The following is a 24,010-nucleotide window of genomic DNA, read 5'->3' as shown; positions in this document are numbered from 1 at the left end:
AAAACGTGAAGGAAATGCTCGTTATTTTAATCGGTTCTTCTCTGGTGAGCAATGTGGTGCTCAGTCAGTTCCTGGGACTCTGCCCATTTCTGGGCGTGTCAAGGAAGACGAACACGGCGGCCGGCATGGGTGCCGCGGTAATTTTTGTCATTACGCTGGCCAGCGGAGTGGCGGGAGTGATTTACAAGTTTATTCTGGTCAGATTTCATGTGGAGTATCTCAGGACCATTGTATTTATTCTGGTTATTGCGGCGCTGGTACAGTTTGTGGAAATGTTTCTGCGCAAGGCGCTGCCCTCCCTGTATGAGGCGCTGGGAGTCTATCTGCCGTTAATTACCACCAACTGTGCGGTGCTGGGCGTGGCGATTACCAATGTGCAGAAAGAATATGGCATTGTGACCGGCATTGTGAACGGTTTCGCCACGGCGGTGGGATTTACCGTTGCCATTGTGATTCTTGCGGGAATCCGTGAAAAGCTGGAGTACAATGATATTCCGGAATCCTTTAAAGGTATGCCTGCAGTGCTGCTGACGGCGGGACTGATGGCCATTGCTTTCTGCGGATTTTCAGGATTGCTGTAGAAGGGAGTAGACGGATGAGCATAACAGGTATTTTGTCGGCCGCTGCCATAGTGGGAGCAGTGGGGATTTTTGTGGGGCTCTTTCTGGGAGTTGCCGGCATTAAATTTAAAGTGGAGACGGATGAGCGAGAGGAAGCCGTGTTGGCGGCGCTGCCGGGAAATAACTGCGGAGGCTGCGGATATGCGGGCTGCTCCGGCCTGGCTGCGGCCATTGTAAAGGGAGAGGCGCCTGCGGATGCCTGCCCTGTGGGCGGTGCTGCCGCCGGGGCCAAAATTGCCGCCATCATGGGTGTGGAGGCAGGCCGGACTGAAAGAAAAGTGGCTTATGTGGCCTGCAGCGGTGACTGCGAAAAAGCGGGGCAGGACTATGAATATTACGGCGTTCAGGACTGCCGCATGGTGGGATTTGTACCAGGAGGAGGGCCAAAGTCCTGTGACAGCGGCTGTCTGGGATTCGGAAACTGTGTGAAGGCCTGTCCTTTTGATGCGATTCATGTAGTGAACGGGGTGGCTCTGGTGGACAGAGAAAAGTGCAGGGCCTGCGGGAAATGTGTGGAGGTCTGCCCGAAACATCTGATTTCACTGATTCCGTACAGCGCGGCATATGCGGTTGCCTGCAGTTCTGTGGATAAGGGGCCGGTGACCATGAAGGCCTGTAAGGCGGGATGTATCGGGTGTGGTCTGTGTGCCAGAAACTGTCCTGCCGAAGCGGTGGCAGTGAAGGATTTCCATGCGGTGATTGACCAGGAGAAATGTACCGGGTGCGGTGCCTGCGCGGAAAAATGCCCGAAGAAATGTATTGAGAAGTTATAATCGACGCAGCGACATCTGTCTTTGGAGCTGTCGCGCAGCGACTATATAGGAGAAGCTTTATTATGAAAATGCCGGATGATTTTGATGATCGTTCAAATCTGACTCCCACAGTGGTGATGGCCACTGTGGCGGTGTCGGTTTTCGTGGCGGTAATTCTGCTGGCGGTACTGTTTACGAATGACAGACGCAGCGGGCGCGCGGCGACGCAGCAGACACAGGAGAATGAATCGGTGCAGGCTTCCGGGGATACCGGATCCCCGGTTGTCCTGTATCCGGAGACTGACGAGCTGCTGACGGGGAGCTCACTGCATCCTGATGATTTTGATTTCTGGGATATGTATCCCGAGCCGGAGGCGACACCGGAACCTACTCAGACACCAGAGGCGGTGGTGGAGAATGATCCTTCCACCGACGGGAAACATACGCTGGTACAATATGCGGACGGCAAGGAGGAATGGGTCCTGATCAGTCCTTATCTGCCCAAACATGAGTATGATTTTACAAAGCTGGTGTGTCAGTCTTCTCTGATGAAGTACTATGAGGATGGAAAGCAGACTTCCTATGTGGGAGTGGATATCTCAAAATATCAGGATTATGTGGATTTTGTAAAAGTAAAAAAAGCCGGAATTAACTTTGTGATGCTGCGGGTGGGGGCCAGAGGATATGGAACGGGACAGCTGATTCTGGATGAATATTTCAGCGAGAATCTGAAGCGGGCTACAGATGCGGGGCTGGATGTGGGTGTCTATTTCTTTTCGCAGGCGATTACCAAAGAGGAAGCCGTGGAGGAAGCCAATATGGTAATCGAAAACCTGGGTGAGTATCAGATAACGTACCCGGTGGCCTATGACATGGAGCTTGTGGAGAACGATACTGCCAGAACGGATAAGCTGACTAAGGCGGAGAAGACCGAAATGGCAAAAACATTCCTGGACACCATTGCCGCCGCAGGCTATAAGACCATGATTTACGGCAACAAGGAGTGGCTGATTAAGGAGATTGATATGTCGAAGCTCACATCGTATGATGTATGGCTTTCTCAGGCTGCAGACATTCCGGATTATCCGTATAAATTTACCATGTGGCAGTATCAGCGTGAGGGCTCTGTGGATGGGATTGTGGGATATGTGAACATGAATATCAGCTTTATTAATTACGCGGAAAAATGACGGTGCAGAGCATTTGTACCGGCACAGCCTGCAGATGATGGATGAGGCTCACTGAACCGAGGCATATATTCAGATCTTTTCTCATATATTGATATATCGGACATGCTTTACAGGGCATGGACTGACAGAGAAAGGACTGAGGAGATATGTACAGGAAAGCAGTGAGTCTTTTATCGTTGATGAGTATTGCTCTGATGATGTGTTTTTTATGTGTCCGGGGAGTGGATGCGGTGAGATTATGCGGTGAGACAGCGCAGAATCTCAGGCTTGGTCTCTGGGAACTGGAGGAAGAATGGGCCGGAAAAGCCCAGGCTGCGGTGGACAGCAGAGAGAAAGGTCTCGGAATTGTGGATGTGGCAGTTTCAGATCAGAGAATCATTGATTTCTTTGTGATGGAACAGGAATACATATATGATTTATCGGATAAAGACCTTGAAGTATTGCTCAGAATTGTGGAAGCGGAGGCCGGTAACGAGGATGAAGACGGTAAGCTGCTGGTGGCCAATGTGGTATTGAACCGTATGAATGCGGAACAATTTCCGGATTCTGTGGAAAAGGTGGTATTTCAGAAAGAAAAGGGTGTGTGGCAGTTTTCGCCGGTATCCAACGGAAGCTATTATCGGGTGGAAATCAGCGAAGAGACTGTAAATGCCGTGGAACGGGCTCTGAAGGGGGAGGATATCTCACAGGGTGCATTGTACTTTGCAGCCAGAAAGTATGCGGACAGCAGAAAGATGAAGTGGTTTGACAGAAGCCTCACCTATCTGTTTGAACATGGGGGACATGAATTTTTTAAGTGAGAGCTTTGTGCCTGCGAACGCTTGAATTCACATCCATTTAATAGTATAATTGAAAAAATGATTTAAAGGAGGTCGGAGGCAATTATGATAACCTGGAACAATCTGGATACCATTCCCGCATACCAGGAGCTGTTAAAGGTGGCACCGGTAGAGCTTGCGGAGGCAATGACAGGGGAGAAGGGTGCGGAACGTGTCAGAAAATACAGCGTTCCCATGGCGGCAGGACTTTCCTGCAATTATGCGGCAAAACAGGTGGATGACAAAATACTCGAAGTTCTGGCAAAGCTGGCGGAGGAGACGCAGCTGGCCGGGAAATTCGAAGCTCTGTACAACGGAGAGGTGATAAATACCGGAGAAAAACGTATGGTACTCCATCATCTGACCCGGGGCCAGCTGGGGGAAGCCGTTGTTGCCGACGGAGTGGACAAGCGCAGTTTTTATGTACAGCAGCAGGAAAAAATAGCAGAACTGGCAAATAAAGTACACAGCGGAGAAATTACAAATGCGGCAGGTGAGAAATTTACCACTGTGGTACAGATCGGCATCGGCGGCAGTGACCTGGGTCCCCGCGCCATGTATCTGGCTCTGGAGAACTGGGCCAAGGTAAATCATACCTTCAAAATGGAAGCCAGATTTATCAGCAATGTGGACCCGGATGATGCGGCGGCGGTGCTGAATACCATTGATGTGGCCCGCTCTCTGTTCGTACTGGTATCCAAATCCGGCACCACACTGGAGACTCTGACCAATGAGTCCTTTGTGAAGGATGCGCTGAAGAAGGCAGGCCTGGAGCCTTCCAGACATATGATTGCCGTGACCAGTGAGACCTCCCCTCTGGCACAGAGCGATGAGTATCTGGCGGCATTTTTTATGGACGACTATATCGGCGGCCGGTTCTCGTCTACCTCCGGTGTGGGCGGCGCGGTATTATCCCTGGCATTCGGACCGGAAGTCTTCGCACGGTTTCTGGAGGGTGCGGCAGAGGAAGATAAACTTGCACGAAACAGGGACATGTATGCAAATCCCGCCATGCTGGATGCCTTAATCGGAGTGTATGAGCGCAATGTTCTGGGATATCAGAATACGGCCGTACTGCCCTATTCTCAGGCTTTGAGCCGTTTCCCCGCACATTTGCAGCAGCTTGACATGGAATCCAACGGCAAGTCGGTGAACCGCTTCGGAGAACCGGTGGATTATGTCACGGGTCCTGTGATCTTCGGAGAGCCGGGCACCAATGGACAGCACTCCTTCTATCAGCTGCTCCATCAGGGAACGGACATTATTCCTCTGCAGTTTGTAGGCTTCAGAGACAGCCAGATGGGCACAGATGTGGTGATCCAGGAAAGCACAAGCCAGCAGAAGCTCTGCGCCAACGTTGCAGCCCAGATTGTGGCGTTTGCCTGCGGGAAAGCAGATGACAACCGGAATAAAAACTTTGAGGGAGGACGTCCTTCCAGCATCGTGATTGGAGAACAGCTGACGCCGGAGGCACTGGGGGCACTGCTGAGCCACTTTGAGAACAAGGTAATGTTCCAGGGCTTTGTATGGAATATTAACAGCTTTGACCAGGAAGGGGTACAGCTGGGGAAGGTTCTGGCGAAGAAGGTGCTTGCCCATGACACGGACGGCGCGCTGAAGGCATACAGCGATTTGCTGAATATCTGACTTTAAGAAATAGACAGCCCGGATGAAGAAGCAGGGAACTGCCGTACACCGCATTTTCAGACGGAACAGGCTTCTGTAATTTGAAACAGTCTGTTCCGCAGGAAATATGCGGATTGCGGCGGTTCTTTTATTTTGAAAGTTCAGTGATTTGTCTGAACTGTCAGTTTCCATATTTGGTTCAGGCGGCTTTTTTTGGTACTGTTAGAAATGTGTATTCGCAGAGCGTTTACAGATAAGTACAAAAGAAGGAAGCGAGGAAAACACAGATATGGGAAACACATATGGCTATGTACGCGTCAGCACCAGGGAACAGAACGAAGTCCGACAGCTGATTGCACTGAACGAGGCGAGGGTACCGGGAGAAAACATTTACGTGGACAAAAAATCCGGAAAGGACTTTGAACGTCCCATGTACCGCCGGCTGATAAAGAAACTGAAACAGGATGATCTGCTCTATATCAAAAGTATTGACCGCCTGGGAAGGAATTATGAGGAAATTCTGGAGCAGTGGAGAGTGCTGACAAAGGAGAAGAAAATAGATATCGTTGTGCTGGACATGCCTCTTCTGGACACCCGGAGAGGAAAGGACCTGATGGGGGCTTTTTTAAGTGATGTGGTATTGCAGGTGCTGTCTTTTGTGGCCGAAAATGAGAGGAAGAATATCAGAGACAGGCAGAAAGAGGGGATAGAAGCGGCAAAGCAGCGGGGGGTTCGTTTCGGCAGACCGGAGAAAAGGCTGCCGGCAAATTTCGAACTGGCCTGCAGCAGATATGTCACGGGGGAGATATCCGGACGGGAGGCGGCAAAACAGTGCAATATGCCCATGTCGTCATTCTATCGGAAGGCGGGGAATCTGAGGTGAGACAGGTCACGGAAGTGCTGTGTTCTGGCATTCCGGACAGGTCGGCAGACTGTTCCGGCTGCGCTTACGGAATCGGAGGGAATGCCCCGGAAAGCCACAGAAAGAATACGTTTGGACCACAGAAAAGGCATTGACAGTAAACAAGAAAAAATATATCATGGATAAAACAGGAAAACAGTCAAAGGAGAATCATTATGGCATTGAATAAAAAGCCTGTGAAGGGCATGAAGGATATTCTGCCGGAGGAGATGCAGATACGGGATTATGCGATCAGTGTGATTAAGGAGACCTATGGCAAATTTGGTTTTACCTCTATAGAGACACCCTGTGCGGAGAGCATTGCCAATCTGACCAGTAAGCAGGGGGGAGATAATGAGAAACTGTTATTCAAGGTATTGAAACGGGGAGAGAAACTGGATGTGGCGGGAGCAGCATCCGAGGAGGATGTGGTGGACTTCGGACTGCGCTATGATCTGACGGTACCGCTGGTGCGGTATTATTCCGCGCACTCGGCGCAGCTTCCTTCTCCCTTTAAGGCACTGCAGATAGGAAATGTATGGCGGGCGGACAACCCTCAGAGAGGACGTTATCGTCAATTTATGCAGTGTGATATAGATATTCTGGGCGAAGCCTCCAATCTGGCGGAGATTGAGCTGATACTGGCCACCACCACTACCCTGGGGAAACTGGGCTTTAAGGGATTTGAAATCCGTATCAACGACAGAAGGCTGCTGAAGGCCATGGCCGCTTACAGCGGCTTTCCGGAAGAAGCGTATGACAGCGTATTCATCACTCTGGACAAGATGGATAAGATTGGGCCGGAGGGTGTGAAGACGGAACTTCTGGAGAATGGCTTTGGGGAAAGCTGTGTGGAGCGATATCTGGAACTGTATCAGGGACTGGAAAAAGCAGAAGATGGCGTGGCTTATCTGGCGGATATGCTGAAAGGCGTGGCGGAGACCTCCGTCACGGATAATCTGAGAGAAATCATTGACAGTGTACAGGCAACGAAGACGGCAGGATTTGAGATGGTGTTCGATGCCACGCTGGTGCGGGGAATGTCCTATTATACAGGGACTATTTTCGAGATTGCCATTCCGGAATTCGGCGGCAGCTGCGGCGGCGGGGGAAGATATGATGCAATGGTGGGGAAATTCACCGGGAAAGAGGTGCCGGCATGCGGATTTTCCATTGGTTTTGAACGAATTATCATGCTGCTTCTGGAAAATGGCTTCCAGATTCCGGACAGACCGAAGAAAATTGCCTGTCTGGTGGAGAAAGGCGTGGAGGGGCAGGCTCTGTGCGATGTGATCGCCAAAGCCCAGGCCATGCGGGAGACAGGCAGTCAGGTGCTGGTAGTCCGGATGAACAAGAATAAGAAATTCCAGAAGGAGCAGCTGATGGCAGAGGGGTATGCAGAGTTCGAGGAATTCTACAAAGAGGGATTGCGGAACTAAAACAGTCTGAAAAGACGGAACTAAAACAGTCTGAAAACGAACATGCCCGGGAGAATTTACAGATGCGTTCTGTGCAGCTGGAAATTACTCCCCCCAAAGGGGCATGGAGTTGAAAAGACGGAACTAAAATTGAGGAGAAAAATATGGCAGAGACAATGAAGGGACTGAAGAGGACTCATCGCTGCGGAGAGCTGACGGCGGCAAATATCGGAGAGACTGTCACCGTCATGGGATGGGTGCAGAAGCAGAGAAACAAAGGCGGAATCATTTTCGTGGATTTGCGGGACAGGGCCGGGATTCTGCAGGTTATTTTTGAAGAGGCGGAATGCGGAGCGGAGAATTTTGCGAAGGCAGAGAAGCTGCGCAGCGAGTTTGTGGCGGCGATCACGGGCAGAGTGGAGCGGCGGGCAGCGGCGGCCAATGAGAATCTGGCCACAGGGGAGATTGAGGTGCGGGCTTTGCAGGTGCGTATCCTGTCCGAGGCGGAGACGCCGCCTTTTCCCATAGAGGCAGATTCCCGGACGAAGGAGGAGCTTCGGTTGAAATATCGTTATCTTGACCTGCGCAGACCGGATCTGCAGAAGAATCTGATTCTTCGCAGCAAGATAGCCACCACAATCCGCACCTTTCTGAGCGAAGAGGGATTTCTGGAGATTGAGACCCCCATTTTAAATAAGTCTACCCCTGAGGGTGCGAGAGATTATCTGGTGCCCAGCCGGGTACATCCGGGAACATTTTATGCGCTGCCTCAGTCCCCCCAGATTTTCAAGCAGCTGCTGATGTGCTCCGGCTATGACAGATATTTTCAGGTGGCCAAATGCTTCCGGGACGAGGACCTGCGGGCGGACAGGCAGCCGGAGTTTACGCAGATCGATCTGGAAATGTCTTTTGTGGATGTGGACGATGTCATTGACGCCACGGAGAGAATGGTGGCAAAAGTCTGTGAGGAGGCCATCGGTCTGGAAGTAGCACTTCCCCTGAAACGGATGACATGGGATGAGGCCATGAACCGTTTCGGCTCCGACAAACCGGATACCCGTTTCGGTATGGAGCTGACGGATGTGTCCGATGTCGTGAAAGGCTGTGGGTTCGGCGTGTTTACCGGGGCGCTGGAGGCCGGTGGCAGTGTCAGAGGCATCAATGTAAAGGGGCAGGCGGAAATGCCCAGAAAGAAGATAGACGCGCTGGTGGAGTTCGCCAAAGGGTACGGAGCTAAGGGACTGGCGTATCTCTCTGTTATGCCGGACGGCAGCTGCAAGTCTTCTTTTGCCAAGTTTATGACGGAAGATGAATTGAAGGCGCTGGTGGAAGCCATGGGCGGTGAACCCGGGGATTTGCTTTTGTTCGCAGCCGACAGGCTGAAGCTGGTATGGTCGGTGCTGGGCGCGCTGCGAATCGAGATTGCCAGACAGCTTGAGCTGATTGACGACAATAAATTCAACTTCCTCTGGGTGACGGAGTTCCCGCAGTTTGAGTGGAGCGAAGAGGAAGAGCGGTATGTGGCCATGCATCATCCCTTTACCATGCCCATGGAAGAAGACCTGGCGCTTCTTGAGACCGAGCCCGGCAGGGTGCGTGCGAAGGCCTATGACATTGTGCTGAACGGTGTGGAGCTGGGCGGCGGCAGTGTGAGAATCTATCAGAGTGATGTACAGGAGAGAATGTTTGAAGCTTTGGGCTTCACGAAGGAGAAGGCTTATGAGCAGTTCGGCTTCCTTCTGGACGCCTTTAAATACGGCGTGCCGCCTCATGCCGGGCTGGCCATCGGTTTTGATCGTTTTGTGATGCTGCTGGTGAAGGCGGACAATATCCGGGAAGTGATTGCATTCCCGAAAGTGAAAGATGCATCCTGTCTGATGTCGGATGCGCCCAACCTGGTGGATGAGAAACAGCTGGAAGAGCTGCACCTGCGCATTACGGAGTAAATTATGTATCTTGCGGAATATCTTTTATCCATAAGAGAATTTCTGACGGAAGAAAGTGGAGAGGCCCTCGTTGAGAGGGCCTTTTCCTGCATAGACGAAGAGAGGAAAAGGAAGGCGGAGAAGATTCGCCCGGGCCGGGCCCGGGCGGCCAGCCTGGGGGCGGGCCTTCTGCTGCAGCTGGGGGCGGGGGAGGCGCTCCGGGGAGCCGGAGCCCGGGAGTCTGCCGGTGCTCCCTGTGCGGCGTATTCCGTCAGGGAAGTACTGAAACGCCTGGAGGAACTGCCCGGGCAGTCTCTCACCTACCGTTACGGAGAAAATGGAAAGCCGTATTTCCGGGAACTGCCTTTTTATTTCAGTCTGTCCCATTCGGGAGACTATGTCTTCTGCGTGCTGTCTGTGGAGGAAGTGGGGGCGGATATTCAGCAGCACCGCAGGAACCTTAAGGCAGGTAACAGAAGACATCTTGCGGACCGCTTTTTCTCGGAGGAGGAGAGGCGGGCCCTGGAGGATTCCGAAGAGAGCGAAGTCCTTTTCTACCGGCTGTGGGCGAGGAAAGAGGCTTTGGGGAAGCTGACCGGAAAGGGTGTCGCGGGCATTTTAAATGTGAATCTGTTGCCGGAGGAGGGAACGCTGTCCAGGGACGGAGTATCACCGGGAAATGTCAGGCTGTCAGGAGACGGGGGCAGAGCATCGCAGCAGAAGGAAGAACCTGTCCGGGAGAGGATTTTGCTCCCGGGCAGGCAGTTGGTCTGGAAAGAATACAGCGATATTGCAGGATACAGCATCGCAGTGTGCCATGTCACCGCATGACCAGTTCATGGTCGTCCGGCAAGTCTGCGGGCAGAGCGGCAGGCTGCTCCAGATACCAGTAGGCCACCGAGGTGTAATCGTCATACCGGGGGCCGGTCCAGCCCAGATTGTCCATGGTCATGCGGAAGGAACGGCTGAAATATACCGGGTCCTGGATGTGGAATCTGTACAGCAGGAAGCGTTGCTGCCCGTTGTACATTTCGCAGTCGTCATTGCCTGTGATAGCGTAGAGCCCGGCGTACAGACCGCTGAAAGTCTGATACCGTTTTTGCAGGATATCATTGCCGAAGCCATAGGAACCGCCGAAATAGTCTTCTGTGCCGGTGTAGTTGACAGTGGGATATTCGCTGTCGTCGATGTACATTTTGGGCTCGCCCTCCACCCAGCAGGTGTTGTGGCCGTTCATTCCGGCGGCAAAGCACAGACCCGCAAACTGTCCCCTGCCCCGGACTCCATCCAGTACCGTATAGGCCCGGCCTTTTTGCACCGGGTGCTCCTGACGGTAAAAAGCATGGAAATATCCGGCATTTGCGAGAATTTCTCCCTTCCAGCCTTCAATCATGTAATAGAGGGACTGGGCCTGTGTGCTCCGGTTTTCCATGGTGACTCTGCAGTGCCGGCGGAAGGGCATTTCCCAGTAGCAGTTGTATCCCCGGCCCGGGGCCAGGAGGATGGGCGCGGAGTTCAGCACCGGGTATTTTCCCTCTCTGTCCCTGAAATTTTCATCATATGCGCAGCCGAAAAAGGCTGAGATGGGGGCTTCCACAGAGGGCTTTTCATTCTCTTCCCAATAAACGCGCAGGATAAAGGAATGGCCCGTGTATCCTGTGAACCATATGTGGGTAAGCATCCCCGGGCCTTCCACGTCACACAGTGTCACGGTCTCGCCCGGCTCAATCTGGATGCAGGGCCGCAGCTTTTCGCAGTCTCTGCCTCTGCTTCCGCCGGAACGCGTTCCAGTGGGGTTCTCCGCGGAAAATCCGAAGCTTTCTCTTTCCAGAATCTCAAAAACAGACATGACAGATCCTCCTTTTTGCTTTCAGTATAGAGAATTTATTTCAATAATGCAACTCTTATTATGTATAAAAAAGTAAATTTATGATTGACATTGCCTGTCTTCACCTGCTATAGTAAATGTACATATCTGGGAAACATCTGATGAAACATCTGAAACCATTTCGGCTGAGAATCCCTGTATGAGAAGAGAACACGGCGGACTGCAGGCAGAAAATGGTGACAGGTTTTATTTACAGTTATCATATGCGCTCTTCTTTCCGCTGACAGGAAAGGAGAATGATATGAACAAAAATGAGGTAAGACAGAAGCGTGTTTCTGAAAAAGTGGCAGAGGAACAGAAGGCAAGAAAGAGACTGGCGGAAATGAATCTGCTGGATGACTTTCTGTTCAATACATTGGCGGCTTACCCGGAAATCGGGGAGAGATTTGTCAGAATTCTGCTGAAGATTATATTCGGCAGAGAATTTAAACATTTGTCGGTTACCGCGCAGAAGGTCTATTACGGGGCCGATACAAACCTGCATGGCGCAAGGCTGGATGTGTATCTGGAACCGGAGATAGAAGAAAATTCCGATGAGAGAGTGACAGTTTACAATATAGAACCGGATCAGAGGAGTGATACATCAGATAAAAAAGAACTGCCGCGGAGAATGCGCTTTTATCATGCAAAGATTGCTGTAAAGAGTCTGGGTGCTGGGGCAGATTATGAGAAACTGAAAAATGTTGTCATTATCATGATTATGCCCTATGATCCATTTGGTCTGAACCGAATGGCATATACCATAAAAAGCAGGTGTGTGGAAGTACCGGAAATGCCTTACGAAGACGGCGCCGGCACATTGTTTTTATATACGAGAGGGACTGAGGGCGTACCAAATGAAACTTTGAAGCAGCTTCTGCATTATATGGAGCACACCACGGACGAGAATGCGATAAACGCGGAGCTGCGGGAGATTCAGGAAATGGTCAGGACGGTAAAGAAAGATCCGGAGGTGACGGCAGGATATATGCTTAGATATTTGAGGATGATGGAGGAACTGAACAGAATCCGGAAGGAAGGCTGGGCCGAGGGAAAAGCGGCGGGAATGGCCGAGGGAATAGCTGAGGGAAAAGCGGCGGGAAAAGCTGAGGGAATGGTTGTGGGAATGGCTGCAGGAAAGGCAGAAGGCAGAACGGAAGGTGAACTTTATAATAAGATATCTTTGATATGCAAAAAGCTGAGAAAAGGCAAAGCGTTGGACGAAATTGCCGAAGAGCTGGAGGAAGAGTGTTCTATTATCGAGCCAATATATAATAAAGCAAAAGAGTGTGCACCGAATTATGATCCCGAGGCGGTTTTTGAAAAGATGAACAGAGATGCCTGACATGACTTAAATATAACTGAAAACTGCGGGATGGGAAGGGTGCCTGAACGGTTACCCTTTCCTCAAAGCTGACAGATATTCGCAGACAAAAATGGATTGACATACATCATGGCTTTTCGTACAATAAAAGCAGCTTCTTATGGTTGAAGGAGGGACATTTATATGAAAAGGCTGATGAAGTATCTTAAAGACTATAAAAAAGAGTCTGTTCTGGCGCCGCTTTTTAAGTTGCTGGAGGCTTTTTTTGAGCTGATGGTGCCGCTGGTCATGGCCAATATCATTGACAGGGGAATTGCGGAAGCGGATATGGGGTATATTGCCCGAATGGGACTGTGGCTGCTGACGCTGGCGGTGGTGGGACTGGTTTCTTCCATCACGGCCCAGTATTTTGCGGCCAAGGCGGCGGTGGGATTTTCCACTGGGCTGCGGCAGGCGCTTTTTGACCACATTCAGGGTCTGAATTTTACCAATATAGACAAAGCGGGCACATCCACCATGATTACCCGTATGACCAGCGATATCAATCAGGTGCAGTCCGGTGTGAATATGGTGCTGCGTCTGTTCCTGCGTTCTCCCATCATTGTATTCGGCGCCATGATTATGGCGTTCACCATCGACGTGAAAAGTGCGCTGGTGTTTGTGGTGGCAATTCCCCTTCTGGCGGTGGTGGTGTTCGGTATTATGATGTGGACCATGCCTCTGTATAAGAAGGTGCAGGCCAATCTGGATAAGGTGCTGGGTGTGACCAGAGAGAACCTGACAGGTGTCCGCGTTATCCGTGCATTCCACCAGGAGGAAGAGGAGGAGACCAGGTTCCGCGGATTTACGAAGGCTCTGGCGGACAGTCAGATTTTTGTGGGGAAAATCAGCGCGGTGATGAACCCGGTGACTTATGTGGTGGTAAACGGCGCCATCATTTTCCTGATTTATATCGGTGCTATCCAGGTAAACGTGGGGAATCTGACTCAGGGCGAAGTGGTGGCCATTATCAATTACATGTCTCAGATTCTGGTAGAGCTGGTGAAGCTGGCGAATCTGATTATAACCATCACAAAAGCGCTGGCCTGTGCGGACCGTGTGGCAGGGGTGTTCGAGATACAGAATGAGAACTGGCAGACAGCGGCGGAGAGGTACATTTCCGGCAGTGATTGCGGGGAAATTACCGAGACCCCGTTTCTGGCGTTTGAGCAGGTATCCTTTGCCTATGCGGGAGCAGGGGCGGAAACGCTTCATGGTATTGACTTTACTGTGAAAAAGGGAGAGACTGTGGGTGCTATCGGCGGTACGGGTTCCGGCAAATCTTCGCTGGTGAATCTGATTCCCGGGTTCTACCCGGTAACGGAAGGGTGTATCCGCCTGGAAGGTCGTGATATCCGACAGATGCCGGAGGAGGAGCTGCGCAGACTTGTGGGGGTGGTGCCCCAGAAAGCGGTGCTGTTCAAGGGAACCATCCGCAGTAATCTGCAGTGGGGTAAGCCGGATGCCACAGAGGAAGAAATGTGGCAGGCTGTGGATACGGCCCAGGCCAGAGAAGTGGTGGAAGGAAAAGCGGGCGGACTGGACGCGGAGATCGCCCAGAACGGCAAGAATCTCTCCGGCGGCCAGAGACAGCGCCTGACCATTGCCAGAGCACTGGTGCGCAGGCCCCGGATACTGATTCTGGATGACAGTGCCTCCGCGCTGGATTATGCTACTGACGCGAAACTTCGTACGGCGTTGCGGGGACTTTCCGGCGACATCACCACATTTATTGTCTCCCAGCGGGCTTCTTCCATCCGCCATGCGGATAAAATTATTGTGCTGGACGACGGGGAAATGGCGGGCATCGGAACTCATGACGAACTGCTGGAGAACTGTGAGGTATACAGAGAGATCTACTTCTCTCAGTATCCGGAAGAACGGCCGAAGGCGGCAGGGGTATCATAAGTAAGGCAGCAGGAAACTGGAAACAGCAGTGGCGGTACATCTGGAGAAAGGTGTACCTGTAAGGCCACAGCGGAACTGGAAACAGCAGTGGCGATACAGGTGCACAGATGCAGTTACGGACGCATGAATATGCGGCCGAAAGTGCATCTGGAGAAAGGTGCACCTGTAAGGCCACAGCGGAACTGGAATAGGAAACAAAAATGGCAGATAAGAAACAAAATAAAAGCGGAAGCCAGATGGCAACGCTGAGACAGGTTTTGAATTATATACGCAGATATTGGCTGATGGTGGGATTTTCACTTTTTCTGGCGGCAGTGACGGTAGTTCTGACTTTGTATGTGCCCATACTCACCGGAGACGCGGTGGATTTACTGCTGGGGAAAGATGCGGTGGATTTTGCCGGCGTTTTCTCCATCATGAAGAAAATCGGGATAGCCATGGCAGTCACTGCTGTAGCTCAGTGGGTGATGAATACCTGCAACAATCATATCACCTACCATGTGGTGAGAGATATCAGAGAGGATGCATTTCACAGGCTGGAACAGCTTCCCCTGAAGTATCTGGACGCCCGGTCTTACGGGGATATCGTAAGCCGGGTGGTGGCGGATGTGGATACCTTTGCAGATGGTTTGCTCATGGGCTTTACGCAGCTTTTTACCGGTGTGCTGACGATTCTGGGTACCCTTGTGTTCATGCTTGTCACCAATGTGCCCATTGCACTGGTGGTAATCTGTATCACGCCGGTCTCTTTCCTGGTAGCCCGGTTTATTGCCACCAGAACCTTTTCTATGTTCAAGCTGCAGTCGGAGACCAGGGGAGAACAGACTTCCCTGATTGAGGAAATGATCGGCAACCAGAAGATCGTGAAGACCTTTTCCAGAGAGGAGGCAGTAAAGGAACAGTTTGGGGAGATCAACGACAGACTGCAGGCCTGTTCTCTGAAGGCGATTTTCTTTTCTTCCATCACCAATCCGGCCACCCGTTTCGTGAACAGTCTGGTCTATGCCGGGGTGGGCATTTTCGGCGCATTTGTTGCGATTCGAGGCGGCATCAGCGTGGGGCGGCTTTCCTGCTTTTTAAGCTATGCCAACCAATATACGAAACCTTTTAACGAGATCTCCGGTGTGGTGACGGAACTGCAGAACGCGCTGGCCTGCGCCGCCAGAATATTCGAGCTGATTGACGAGGAACCGCAGATTCCGGACGCTGAGAATGCGAAGGTTCTGACAGATGCGGAAGGGAATGTGGCATTGGAGAAGGTGCATTTCAGCTATGTGCCGGACAGGAAGCTGATTGAGAACTTTAATCTGAGTGTGAAGCCCGGTCAGCGTGTGGCGATTGTAGGACCTACCGGCTGCGGGAAGACCACGGTGATCAATCTGCTGATGCGTTTCTATGATGTGGACAGCGGGCGGATAAAAGTGGATGGCACAGACATCCGGGAGATTACCAGGGGAAGCCTCAGAACCAGTTACGGCATGGTGCTTCAGGAGACCTGGCTGCGGACGGGAACCATCAGGGATAATATCCGCATGGGGAAACCGGACGCCACGGAGGAGGAAGTGCTGGAAGCAGCGAAAGCGGCTCATGCCCACAGCTTTATCAAGCGCCTGCCTCAGGGGTATGACACAATGATTAACGAGGACGGAGGCAGCCTGTCTCAGGGGCAGAAACAGCTCCTGTGCATCGCCAGAGTCATGTTGTGTCTGCCACCCATGCTGATATTGGATGAAGCTACTTCTTCCATTGACACCCGCACGGAAATTCGGATCCAGAAAGCATTTGCCAGGATGATGGAGGGCAGGACCAGCTTTATTGTGGCCCACAGACTTTCCACCATTCAGGAGGCGGATATCATTCTGGTCATGAAGGATGGCAATATTATCGAGCAGGGAAATCACGAGACACTGCTGGCCGGAAAGGGTTTTTACTCCACATTGTATCATTCGCAGTTTGAAGGGTGAAAGATTCATTTTGCTTTCTTCATTTTGAAAATAACAGGCGCATGGCTATGCAGAATTTCTGTTCCATGCGCCTGTTGTGTTGTCGATAATGTCTGTTTTCCGATGGTATGATGGTTAAGAAAACGGCGGATTTGACCGATATAATGTAAAATATAAGAAACTTCAGGAATCACTGCCGTATGAACTGCAGGTTCGAGAAGCGGTTCCTGCAAGATAAATTATCGCACGGATGCGAAGTATGAGGAGGGAGCCCGAATGAAATTACAGAATAGCATTACTGTTTTCGCAGGAGATACCCAGAGCAGGGTACAGACCGGGCAGGCGGAAAGAGCAGAAAATCCGACACAGAAAGAAGGGAAGAATAAAACATTCTATGCCGGAAATTTTCTGGTGGAATTTCCTTTGAAGGACAGAATTGAGCAGCGGAAAGCGCAGGCCCAGGAGCGGGCAATGAAGATTGTAAATGACGCCTGGGAGGGAGACCGGAAGCTGGATAAAGAGATAGAAGAGAGAAGAGCGCATATAGAGGAACTGCGGGAGGAAAACAGAGAGGCAATAGAGCTCTTCGGCCCGGGCGGAGGCGGGACTGTGGCTCAGAATGCGAAGATGATCAGTGAGGAGAACAGGATTATCAAAGGCATCCGCAGCGAGAGACTGAAGCACCACAATATGACAGACGCGCAGGAACAGGCGGAGGATGTGGTGGAAGCGTCCCGGGACGACGTCATCGGCATGGTGATGGAAGAGGCGAAGGAGCATGTGGACGAAGAGCAGGAGAAGCGGGAAGAACAGGCCGAAGCCATTCAGGAGAAAAAGGAAGAGCAGGAAGAAATCCTGGAGAAGAGAGAGGAAAAGGAAGAGGAACTGGAACAGCTGATAGAGGAAATGCCCACGGAAGGGACTATGGATATCAGTCAGACCATGGCAGAGGTAAAACGGCAGGTTCAGAAGGTTCTGGATGAAGTGAATCTGATGGAGGAAGATATTAAGGGTTCCAAAGTGGATATAGAGGTATAGAGGTATATCAGATAAGGAAATTGAATTGTTGTGCAGCGGAAAGGAAGTTCACAGGCCAGGAGGAGCAGAAGATGACCATTCAGAACAATATAACGATTTTTACAGGAGATACACAGAATAACGTTCAGACAGAGAGCGCCAGGGCGAATAAGGCGGATAATGGATCCGGAGATCAGAAGAGCAGGACATTTTACGCAGGAAATCTGCTGAAGGAATTCCCTCTGCGGGACAGGATTCAGCAGAGGAGAGCGCAGGCTCAGGAGCGGGCCATGAAGATTGTGGGTGAAGCCTGGAACGGAGACAGACAGATTGACGAGGAGATCGCCAGAAGTAAAGAGCGCTTGAAAAAGCTGCAGGAAGAGATTGGGGAGACGCAGGGCAATGTAAAGTATCTGACGGAAAAGCAGGATGAGCTGACGGCAGGTTATGATATAGATGCGGACAGCCAGGAGAAACAGGATCTGGACCTGCTTGCGAAGGCGCAGGCATCAAAGCACATTTCGTCCGGTGTAGGGGAACTGTCAGCCGAGGAGCAGGAACGCCTGGAAGAGATATCGAAGGGAGAGCGCACAGAATATCAGAAACGCTGGCTGGAGCTGAATGAGCAGATCTGGACTTTGCGGGACAGCAGCTTCAGGGACAGACAGAAGGTGGAGGTGGAAAACGCTGTTATTCGGGGAATCCGGGAGGAGAAGCGCAAGACTCACGAAATGGTGAATGCTCAGGGGCAGGCGGAGGATGTTATGGAGGCCGCACGTGACGAAATCATCGGTATGGTGACGGATGCAGCCAAGGATCATATCGACGAGGAACAGGAGAAAAAAGAGGAAGAAGCCGAGGCCATCAGGGAGAAGAAGGAAGAGCAGGAAGAAATCCTGGAGGAGCGGAAGGAGAAGACAGAAGAGCTGGAAGAGCTGATGGAGGATATGCCTGTGGATGAGGCAATAAATCTGGACAGTATCCAGGAGGAAATCCAAAAGGAAATCCAGGATGTGGTAAATAAAATGAATCTGGTGGCGGAAGATATCAAGGGTGCCAGGGTGGACCTGGGGGTGTAGTAGAGCAGATCGGAGGAATATGGATTTTTGGCCGGCCCAAAGGGGAGAGAGCGGGCGGAGTCCGGGAGGAGCAGGAAGAGATTCTGGAAGAACGGAAGGAAATCCAGGATATTGTAAACAGGATGAACCTGGTTGTGGAAGATATCAAGGGCACACAGGTGGATGAGATGCTGTAATAATGCCGGGCTGTCCTGTAAACTGTATGGAAGATTAAATTAGTATGGCAGGACTGTGACAGGTCCTGCTTTTTTGACTGACCATTTTGGGAAGTATCAATTGTCCGCCTGTATTCTTCGAACTGAAAGAGCCGCCCTTGCACCTGTCCTGAAAGTATGGTATACTTTCTTCGATTTCACAGGAAATCTCCATGTTCCGGCCGTGCTGGCATGCAGGGAAAATAAAGCGGCAGGAGTAATTGTTGCGGGATTCCTGTGGAGGATGTACTTACAGGAGCGACAGGTTTTAAAAATTTTTATAAAATAAAAAGAGACAGATACAAAAGGGAGAGCGTATGGGAGTATTATATCACAGCACAAGAAGCAAAAGTGAGCCTGTGACGGCGTCACAGGCGATTTTAAAGGGACTTTCGGAGGACGGGGGTCTGTTTGTGCCGGATCATATTCCGGCTCTGGACAGGAGTCTGAGAGAACTGTCTGAGATGGACTACCGGCAGACGGCATATGAGGTGATGAAGCTTTTTCTCACGGATTTTACAGAAGAGGAGCTGAAAAGCTGTATTGAGCGGGCCTATGATTCCAAATTTGACACAGATGTGATTGCACCTCTTGCGGAAGCCGGCGGAGCATACTATCTGGAGTTGTTTCACGGTGCCACCATTGCTTTCAAGGATATGGCTTTATCCATCCTGCCGCATCTCATGATTACCGCGGCGAAGAAGAATCAGGCAGACAATGAGATTGTCATTCTCACGGCTACCTCCGGCGACACGGGAAAGGCAGCGCTGGCGGGATTTGCCGATGTGGAGGGGACCAAAATCATTGTTTTCTACCCGAAGGACGGGGTGAGTCCCGTGCAGGAGAAGCAGATGGTGACCCAGAAGGGGGCCAATACGCTGGTGGTGGGAATTCATGGCAATTTTGACGATGCCCAGACAGGGGTGAAGAAGCTTTTCGCGGACAGAGAGCTGGCGGCGGAGCTGGCGGAGAAAGGATATCAGTTCTCCTCGGCCAACTCCATCAATATAGGCCGTCTGGTGCCCCAGATCTGCTATTATGTATATGCTTATGCCGCACTTTTGCGGGAGGGCAGAATCCAGGATGGTGAGCAGATAAATGTGGTGGTGCCCACCGGCAATTTCGGCAACATTCTGGCGGCATTCTATGCGAAGAACATGGGACTGCCTGTCGGAAAGCTGATATGTGCCTCCAATGAGAATAAGGTGCTTTATGACTTTTTCCGCACAGGGACCTATGACAGGAACAGGGAATTTGTTCTGACGGCCTCTCCGTCCATGGACATATTGATTTCCAGCAATCTGGAACGGCTGATTTACCGGATTGCCGGAAATGATGCGGACAGAAACGGGGAGCTGATGGCGGCTCTCACCGGGAATGGAAAATATGAGATTTCGGCGCAGATGCGGTCTGAACTGGAAGATTTTTACGGTAATTATGCTTCGGAGGAGGAGACTGCTGCGGAAATTGAACGTCTGTACCGGGAATGCGGCTATGTGATTGACACGCATACTGCCGTGGCCTCCGTCGTCTATGGAAAGTACAGGCAGGAGACGGAGGACGATGCGAAAACGGTGATTGCGTCTACCGCCAGTCCTTTTAAGTTCGCCAGAAGTGTCATGAAGGCCATTGACGAAAAATATGACGCCAAAACGGACTTTGAGCTGATTGATGAGCTTTCTTCGCTGGCAGGCGTGAAAGTGCCGAAGGCGGTGGAGGAAATCCGCACCGCTCCTGTACTGCATAACAGACAGTGCCAGGTGGGAGAGATGAAGGATACGGTCAGAGAATTCTTGAATCTCTGATTCGGATTCCAGGGAGAGGAGGCCGGAATGGGGAAAAAGGTTTTCTGTTTCCGGTGTTGTCTGAGTCTGACCGCATTGCTGCTTTTTCAGCCGGTGTCCGCGAAGTCGCCGCTTACCAAAAGTACCAGGCCCAGGGAGAAGAGAGAGGTGGAAAACCTGATCAGGGATTATTATGAAGCCTGTTCCCGGGAAGACCGGGAGCGGATACACGAACTGCTGGAGATGGGAGATCAGGCGCTGGCAGAACTGCGGGGGCAGTGGGCGCGGGAGTGCGGGCTGGAGGGATACGAAGTGATCAGGACGGAGGCACAGCCGATGAAAGAGGACGGCATGTGGTTCGTCTATGCGGAATATGAAGTGTCGGCAAAAGGCTTTGAGGTGACCATTCCGGGAGCAAGCTGTCATGTGCTGCAGAAGACGGAGGATAGATGGAGAGATGTATCCGATTCCGCCTCCCGGGAGCTTTCTGAGGAAGTGCAGGAGATTGTTCACGATTACGTGGACGAAATGGGGGAGGTGAACCGGCGGTATAACGATGTGGTCGCTGAGAATCCGGAGGTTTGGGAATGGCTGAATACTGTTGCTCAGGTCATGCAGGAGAAAACGTATGCGGAGCTGGGGAAGGAAGAGGAGAACCGGCAGGAAAATCAGCAGCAGGAAAACAGGCAGGGAGATTCGGAGCAGGGGACACAGGAGGACATTTATATCGTGCTTCCGGGCGACTGCCTGTGGCATATCGCGGAGCTCAGGCTGGGAGACGGAAGAAAATGGACGGAGCTTTATGAATGGAACAGAGAGGCTATCGGAGAGAATCCTGACCTGATTCTGACCGGGACAGAACTTCGATTATCTGATTTGGATAAAAAATAAACGCAAAACAGATCGGAAGACGCACGCTGCAGGATCAATATAAAACGGACGACGGAAGAAAATAACATATAACAGTGTAAAAAGCAGATACAGGAGAAAGAATCATATGACAGTAAAAGAAATGCTTCAGAAAGTAGATCACACTCTGCTGAAACCCTTTGCCACCTGGGAAGATATCAAAAAGCTCTGCGACGAAGCCATAGAGTACCAGACCGCCAGTGTCTGTGTGCCGGCTTCCTATGTGCGGCGGATTTACGATACATATGGGGAAAAGCTGAATATCTGCACCGTTGTGGGATTTCCGCTGGGATACAGCACCACTGTGGCAAAAGTGGTGGAGGCCAGAGAGGCCATTGAGTACGGATGCAGTGAAATCGACATGGTGGTGAACATCGGCGATGTGAAGAACGGGGATTTCGGGAAGGTGGAAAAGGAAATCCGAATGTTGAAGGATACCTGCGGAGAGCATATTCTGAAGGTAATTGTGGAGACCTGCTATCTGACGGAGGCAGAGAAAATCGCCCTGTGTCAGGCAGTGACAAATGCGGGGGCGGACTATATCAAGACTTCCACAGGCTTCGGCACCGGAGGCGCAACAAAAGAGGATGTGGAGTTGTTCAAAAAGCACATCGGTCCCGGGGTAAAAATCAAGGCTGCGGGAGGTATCTCCACTCTGGAGGAGCTGGAGCAGTTTATCAGCCTGGGATGCGACCGTGTGGGAACCTCAAAAGCGGTGGGACTGTACAGGGACAGCGTGAAATAAGAGAGAAAGAAGGCATGAAATCAAAATGGAAAACAAAGTAATCCAGGAAAGACTTGCGGACTTAAGGACGCGAATGAAAGAGGAGGGAATTGATTATTACATGATTCCCACGGCGGATTTTCACAGCTCGGAGTATGTGAACGACTATTTTAAGGTGCGGGAGTACTTCTGTAATTTCAGCGGTTCCAACGGTACTCTGGTGGTGTGGCAGGAGGGAGCCGGACTGTGGACGGACGGACGTTATTTTATCCAGGCCCAGAAGGAGCTGGAGGGGACCACCGTCACGCTGTTCCGCATGCAGGATGAAGGGGTTCCCACAATTACGGAATTCCTGCAGAAGAATATGGAACAGGGACAGACGCTGGGCTTCGACGGCAGAGTGATTCCGGCCGGCGAGGGAAAAGGCTTTGAGAAAAAGCTGGCCGAAAAGGAGATTCGGTTTGCGTATCTGAAGGATCTGTCCGCGGAAATCTGGACGGACAGACCGGCTTTTCCGGCAGGAGCGGTGAAGGTGCTGGACGAGGAAATTGCGGGGAAAAGCTTTGAAGAAAAACGCAGTCAGGTTATGGAGAAAGTGGAAAAGGAGGGCGCGGATCGTTTTCTTCTGACAAAGCTGGATGACCTGATGTGGCTGTTCAATCTTCGGGGCTGTGACGTGGAGTGCAATCCCGTGGCCATGTCCTACGGGTACTTTACGAAGGAAGAGTCTGTGCTGTTTATCCAGAAGAAGGTTTTGGACGATACTGTGACCGCTTACCTGGAGAGGAAGGGGATCCGGGTGGAGGAGTACGACAGAATCATGGATTTCCTGGGAAAGCTCCCCGGGGAAGGGAAGATTCTGGTGGACGACCGTTATTGCAGCTACTGTCTGTACAAGATTCTCGGGGAGAAGCAGACTCTGGTGGAGAAGAAGAGTCCCACCGAGCTTTTAAAGGCAATCAAGAATCCCGTGGAGCTTGCCAATATGGAGAAGCTGTATCTGCAGGACAGCGTGGCTCTGACCAGATTTATCTACTGGCTGAAGACTAACATCGGGAAGATGGAGATTACGGAGATCACCGCTGCGGACCGTCTGGAGCAATTCCGCCGGGAGATTCCGGAGTGCATCGGCCTGTCCTTCCCCACCATCGGGGGGTATAAAGCCAATGCGGCCATGATGCACTATGAGGCCACACCGGAAAACCATGCGGTGTTGGAGCCGGAAGGGCTGTTCCTGGTGGATTCCGGGGGACAGTACATGGGAGCTACCACCGATGTGACCAGAACCATTGTGCTGGGGCCGATTTCCGATGAGGTGAAAATGCACTATACCGCCGTGGCTGCGGGAATGCTGCAGATGACCAATGCCAGATGGCTTTACGGCTGCACCGGCAGGAACCTTGACATTCTGGCCCGTCAGCCGGTGTGGAACATGGGGCTGGATTATAAATGCGGCACCGGACACGGAGTGGGATACATTCTGAATGTGCACGAGGGACCTCAGAACCTGTCATGGCGCTATATTGACGGCAGGCAGGAGGTCGTCATTGAGGCGGGAATGGACATTACCAACGAGCCGGGTATCTATATAGAGGGAAGTCACGGCATCCGCATCGAGAATGTGATGGTGGCAGAGAACGACGTGAAGAACGAGTACGGCCAGTTCATGCATTTTAAGACCCTGACCTGGGTGCCCATCGATATGGAAGCCATAGATGAAAACTATCTGACAGAGACGCAGAAAATGTTCCTGTATGGCTATCAGAGGGAAGTATATGAGAAAGTATCGCCCTTCCTGAACGAAGAGGAGAGAGAATGGCTGCGCAGGGAGACTGGGGCGGACAGTACCATTGTTCTGAAAAATGGCAGGGCTTAGCTTTGGCATCAGCCGGAACCGGAAATATGAAATCGTTATAAAATCTACAATTGATTTCTTGACTTTTGAATGTAGTTTTGAGATAATAAAGGGCAA

At 51.5% G+C, this 24,010-nt stretch carries 19 protein-coding genes; 18 read left to right on the top strand and 1 reads right to left on the bottom strand.

All coding sequences use genetic code 11. From position 1 onward, the window contains the following. Positions 1–5: 5 nt before the first annotated feature. The 9 genes from NSB25_RS04315 to NSB25_RS04275 all read left to right on the top strand — a co-directional run bounded on the left by NSB25_RS04315 (position 6) and on the right by NSB25_RS04275 (position 10,081). Complete coding sequence (locus NSB25_RS04315; RefSeq protein ID WP_103238231.1) at positions 6–581, top strand: electron transport complex protein RnfA; 576 nt, start codon at positions 6–8, stop codon at positions 579–581. 14 nt (positions 582–595) lie between these two features. After that, the gene (locus NSB25_RS04310) at positions 596–1,393 is read left to right on the top strand and encodes an RnfABCDGE type electron transport complex subunit B (RefSeq protein WP_103238052.1); all 798 of its coding nucleotides are present in this window, start codon (positions 596–598) and stop codon (positions 1,391–1,393) included. A gap of 62 nt (positions 1,394–1,455) precedes the next feature. Further along, the gene (locus NSB25_RS04305) at positions 1,456–2,562 is read left to right on the top strand and encodes a glycoside hydrolase family 25 protein (protein WP_103238053.1); all 1,107 of its coding nucleotides are present in this window, start codon (positions 1,456–1,458) and stop codon (positions 2,560–2,562) included. A gap of 146 nt (positions 2,563–2,708) precedes the next feature. Beyond that, positions 2,709–3,362 carry a cell wall hydrolase gene (locus NSB25_RS04300; protein ID WP_103238054.1) on the top strand — a complete coding sequence of 218 codons (654 nt, stop codon included), beginning with the start codon at positions 2,709–2,711 and terminating at the stop codon, positions 3,360–3,362. A gap of 84 nt (positions 3,363–3,446) precedes the next feature. After that, positions 3,447–5,027, top strand: a complete 1,581-nt coding sequence (locus NSB25_RS04295; RefSeq protein ID WP_103238055.1) for a glucose-6-phosphate isomerase — start codon at positions 3,447–3,449, stop codon at positions 5,025–5,027. A gap of 268 nt (positions 5,028–5,295) precedes the next feature. Continuing rightward, entirely contained in the window at positions 5,296–5,889 is a 594-nt protein-coding gene (locus NSB25_RS04290) for a recombinase family protein (protein ID WP_103238056.1), read from the top strand. A gap of 194 nt (positions 5,890–6,083) precedes the next feature. Beyond that, complete coding sequence (gene hisS, locus NSB25_RS04285; RefSeq protein WP_103238058.1) at positions 6,084–7,346, top strand: histidine--tRNA ligase; 1,263 nt, start codon at positions 6,084–6,086, stop codon at positions 7,344–7,346. Positions 7,347–7,489: 143 nt separating this feature from the next. Then, entirely contained in the window at positions 7,490–9,271 is a 1,782-nt protein-coding gene (gene aspS / locus NSB25_RS04280) for an aspartate--tRNA ligase (protein ID WP_103238059.1), read from the top strand. Positions 9,272–9,274: 3 nt separating this feature from the next. Next, positions 9,275–10,081 (top strand): 4'-phosphopantetheinyl transferase family protein, encoded by an 807-nt coding sequence (locus tag NSB25_RS04275; protein WP_103238060.1) that lies wholly within the window; start codon positions 9,275–9,277, stop codon positions 10,079–10,081. On the opposite strand, the gene NSB25_RS04270 is transcribed toward NSB25_RS04275, so the two are convergent. Then, positions 10,071–11,099: a glycoside hydrolase family 172 protein gene (locus tag NSB25_RS04270; protein WP_103238061.1), complete on the bottom strand. Its 1,029-nt coding sequence runs from the start codon at positions 11,097–11,099 to the stop codon at positions 10,071–10,073. The two genes, NSB25_RS04275 and NSB25_RS04270, sit on opposite strands and share 11 nt — an antisense overlap. A 280-nt stretch (positions 11,100–11,379) precedes the next feature. Here NSB25_RS04270 and NSB25_RS04265 point away from each other — a divergent pair, with 280 nt between their 5' ends. The 9 genes from NSB25_RS04265 (at position 11,380) to NSB25_RS04225 (ending at position 23,914) form a co-directional block, all read left to right on the top strand. After that, entirely contained in the window at positions 11,380–12,462 is a 1,083-nt protein-coding gene (locus NSB25_RS04265) for a hypothetical protein (RefSeq protein WP_146039964.1), read from the top strand. A 162-nt stretch (positions 12,463–12,624) separates the two neighbouring features. Beyond that, on the top strand, positions 12,625–14,388 hold the full coding sequence (locus tag NSB25_RS04260; RefSeq protein WP_103238063.1) for an ABC transporter ATP-binding protein: 1,764 nt from the start codon (positions 12,625–12,627) through the stop codon (positions 14,386–14,388). A 200-nt stretch (positions 14,389–14,588) separates the two neighbouring features. Beyond that, the gene (locus NSB25_RS04255; protein ID WP_103238064.1) at positions 14,589–16,352 is read left to right on the top strand and encodes an ABC transporter ATP-binding protein; all 1,764 of its coding nucleotides are present in this window, start codon (positions 14,589–14,591) and stop codon (positions 16,350–16,352) included. A 255-nt stretch (positions 16,353–16,607) separates the two neighbouring features. Beyond that, the gene (locus tag NSB25_RS04250; protein ID WP_103238065.1) at positions 16,608–17,369 is read left to right on the top strand and encodes a hypothetical protein; all 762 of its coding nucleotides are present in this window, start codon (positions 16,608–16,610) and stop codon (positions 17,367–17,369) included. 71 nt (positions 17,370–17,440) lie between these two features. Then, entirely contained in the window at positions 17,441–18,427 is a 987-nt protein-coding gene (locus tag NSB25_RS04245; protein ID WP_103238066.1) for a hypothetical protein, read from the top strand. Between the two features lie 511 nt (positions 18,428–18,938). Further along, positions 18,939–20,426 (top strand): threonine synthase, encoded by a 1,488-nt coding sequence (gene thrC / locus NSB25_RS04240; protein ID WP_103238068.1) that lies wholly within the window; start codon positions 18,939–18,941, stop codon positions 20,424–20,426. A 27-nt stretch (positions 20,427–20,453) separates the two neighbouring features. Next, positions 20,454–21,296 carry a LysM peptidoglycan-binding domain-containing protein gene (locus NSB25_RS04235; RefSeq protein WP_103238069.1) on the top strand — a complete coding sequence of 281 codons (843 nt, stop codon included), beginning with the start codon at positions 20,454–20,456 and terminating at the stop codon, positions 21,294–21,296. 106 nt (positions 21,297–21,402) lie between these two features. Further along, on the top strand, positions 21,403–22,059 hold the full coding sequence (gene deoC / locus NSB25_RS04230) for a deoxyribose-phosphate aldolase (protein WP_103238070.1): 657 nt from the start codon (positions 21,403–21,405) through the stop codon (positions 22,057–22,059). A 25-nt stretch (positions 22,060–22,084) separates the two neighbouring features. Next, positions 22,085–23,914 (top strand): aminopeptidase P family protein, encoded by a 1,830-nt coding sequence (locus tag NSB25_RS04225; RefSeq protein ID WP_103238071.1) that lies wholly within the window; start codon positions 22,085–22,087, stop codon positions 23,912–23,914. The last annotated feature ends 96 nt before the right edge of the window (positions 23,915–24,010 follow it).

Source organism: Acetatifactor muris, from assembly GCF_024623325.1.
GTDB classification, from domain to species: Bacteria; Bacillota; Clostridia; order Lachnospirales; family Lachnospiraceae; genus Acetatifactor; species Acetatifactor muris.
This window is presented reverse-complemented; position numbering and strand designations above follow the sequence as displayed.

Bases quoted from the DNA above. Each gene is read 5' to 3' on its own strand.
- NSB25_RS04310 (WP_103238052.1), top strand. From the start codon at position 596: ATGAGCATAACAGGTATTTTGTCGGCCGCTGCCATAGTGGGAGCAGTG.
- NSB25_RS04305 (WP_103238053.1), top strand. From the start codon at position 1,456: ATGAAAATGCCGGATGATTTTGATGATCGTTCAAATCTGACTCCCACA.
- NSB25_RS04300 (WP_103238054.1), top strand. From the start codon at position 2,709: ATGTACAGGAAAGCAGTGAGTCTTTTATCGTTGATGAGTATTGCTCTG.
- NSB25_RS04295 (WP_103238055.1), top strand. From the start codon at position 3,447: ATGATAACCTGGAACAATCTGGATACCATTCCCGCATACCAGGAGCTG.
- NSB25_RS04290 (WP_103238056.1), top strand. From the start codon at position 5,296: ATGGGAAACACATATGGCTATGTACGCGTCAGCACCAGGGAACAGAAC.
- hisS (WP_103238058.1), top strand. From the start codon at position 6,084: ATGGCATTGAATAAAAAGCCTGTGAAGGGCATGAAGGATATTCTGCCG.
- aspS (WP_103238059.1), top strand. From the start codon at position 7,490: ATGGCAGAGACAATGAAGGGACTGAAGAGGACTCATCGCTGCGGAGAG.
- NSB25_RS04275 (WP_103238060.1), top strand. From the start codon at position 9,275: ATGTATCTTGCGGAATATCTTTTATCCATAAGAGAATTTCTGACGGAA.
- NSB25_RS04270 (WP_103238061.1), bottom strand. From the start codon at position 11,099: ATGTCTGTTTTTGAGATTCTGGAAAGAGAAAGCTTCGGATTTTCCGCG.
- NSB25_RS04265 (WP_146039964.1), top strand. From the start codon at position 11,380: ATGAACAAAAATGAGGTAAGACAGAAGCGTGTTTCTGAAAAAGTGGCA.
- NSB25_RS04260 (WP_103238063.1), top strand. From the start codon at position 12,625: ATGAAAAGGCTGATGAAGTATCTTAAAGACTATAAAAAAGAGTCTGTT.
- NSB25_RS04255 (WP_103238064.1), top strand. From the start codon at position 14,589: ATGGCAGATAAGAAACAAAATAAAAGCGGAAGCCAGATGGCAACGCTG.
- NSB25_RS04250 (WP_103238065.1), top strand. From the start codon at position 16,608: ATGAAATTACAGAATAGCATTACTGTTTTCGCAGGAGATACCCAGAGC.
- NSB25_RS04245 (WP_103238066.1), top strand. From the start codon at position 17,441: ATGACCATTCAGAACAATATAACGATTTTTACAGGAGATACACAGAAT.
- thrC (WP_103238068.1), top strand. From the start codon at position 18,939: ATGGGAGTATTATATCACAGCACAAGAAGCAAAAGTGAGCCTGTGACG.
- NSB25_RS04235 (WP_103238069.1), top strand. From the start codon at position 20,454: ATGGGGAAAAAGGTTTTCTGTTTCCGGTGTTGTCTGAGTCTGACCGCA.
- deoC (WP_103238070.1), top strand. From the start codon at position 21,403: ATGACAGTAAAAGAAATGCTTCAGAAAGTAGATCACACTCTGCTGAAA.
- NSB25_RS04225 (WP_103238071.1), top strand. From the start codon at position 22,085: ATGGAAAACAAAGTAATCCAGGAAAGACTTGCGGACTTAAGGACGCGA.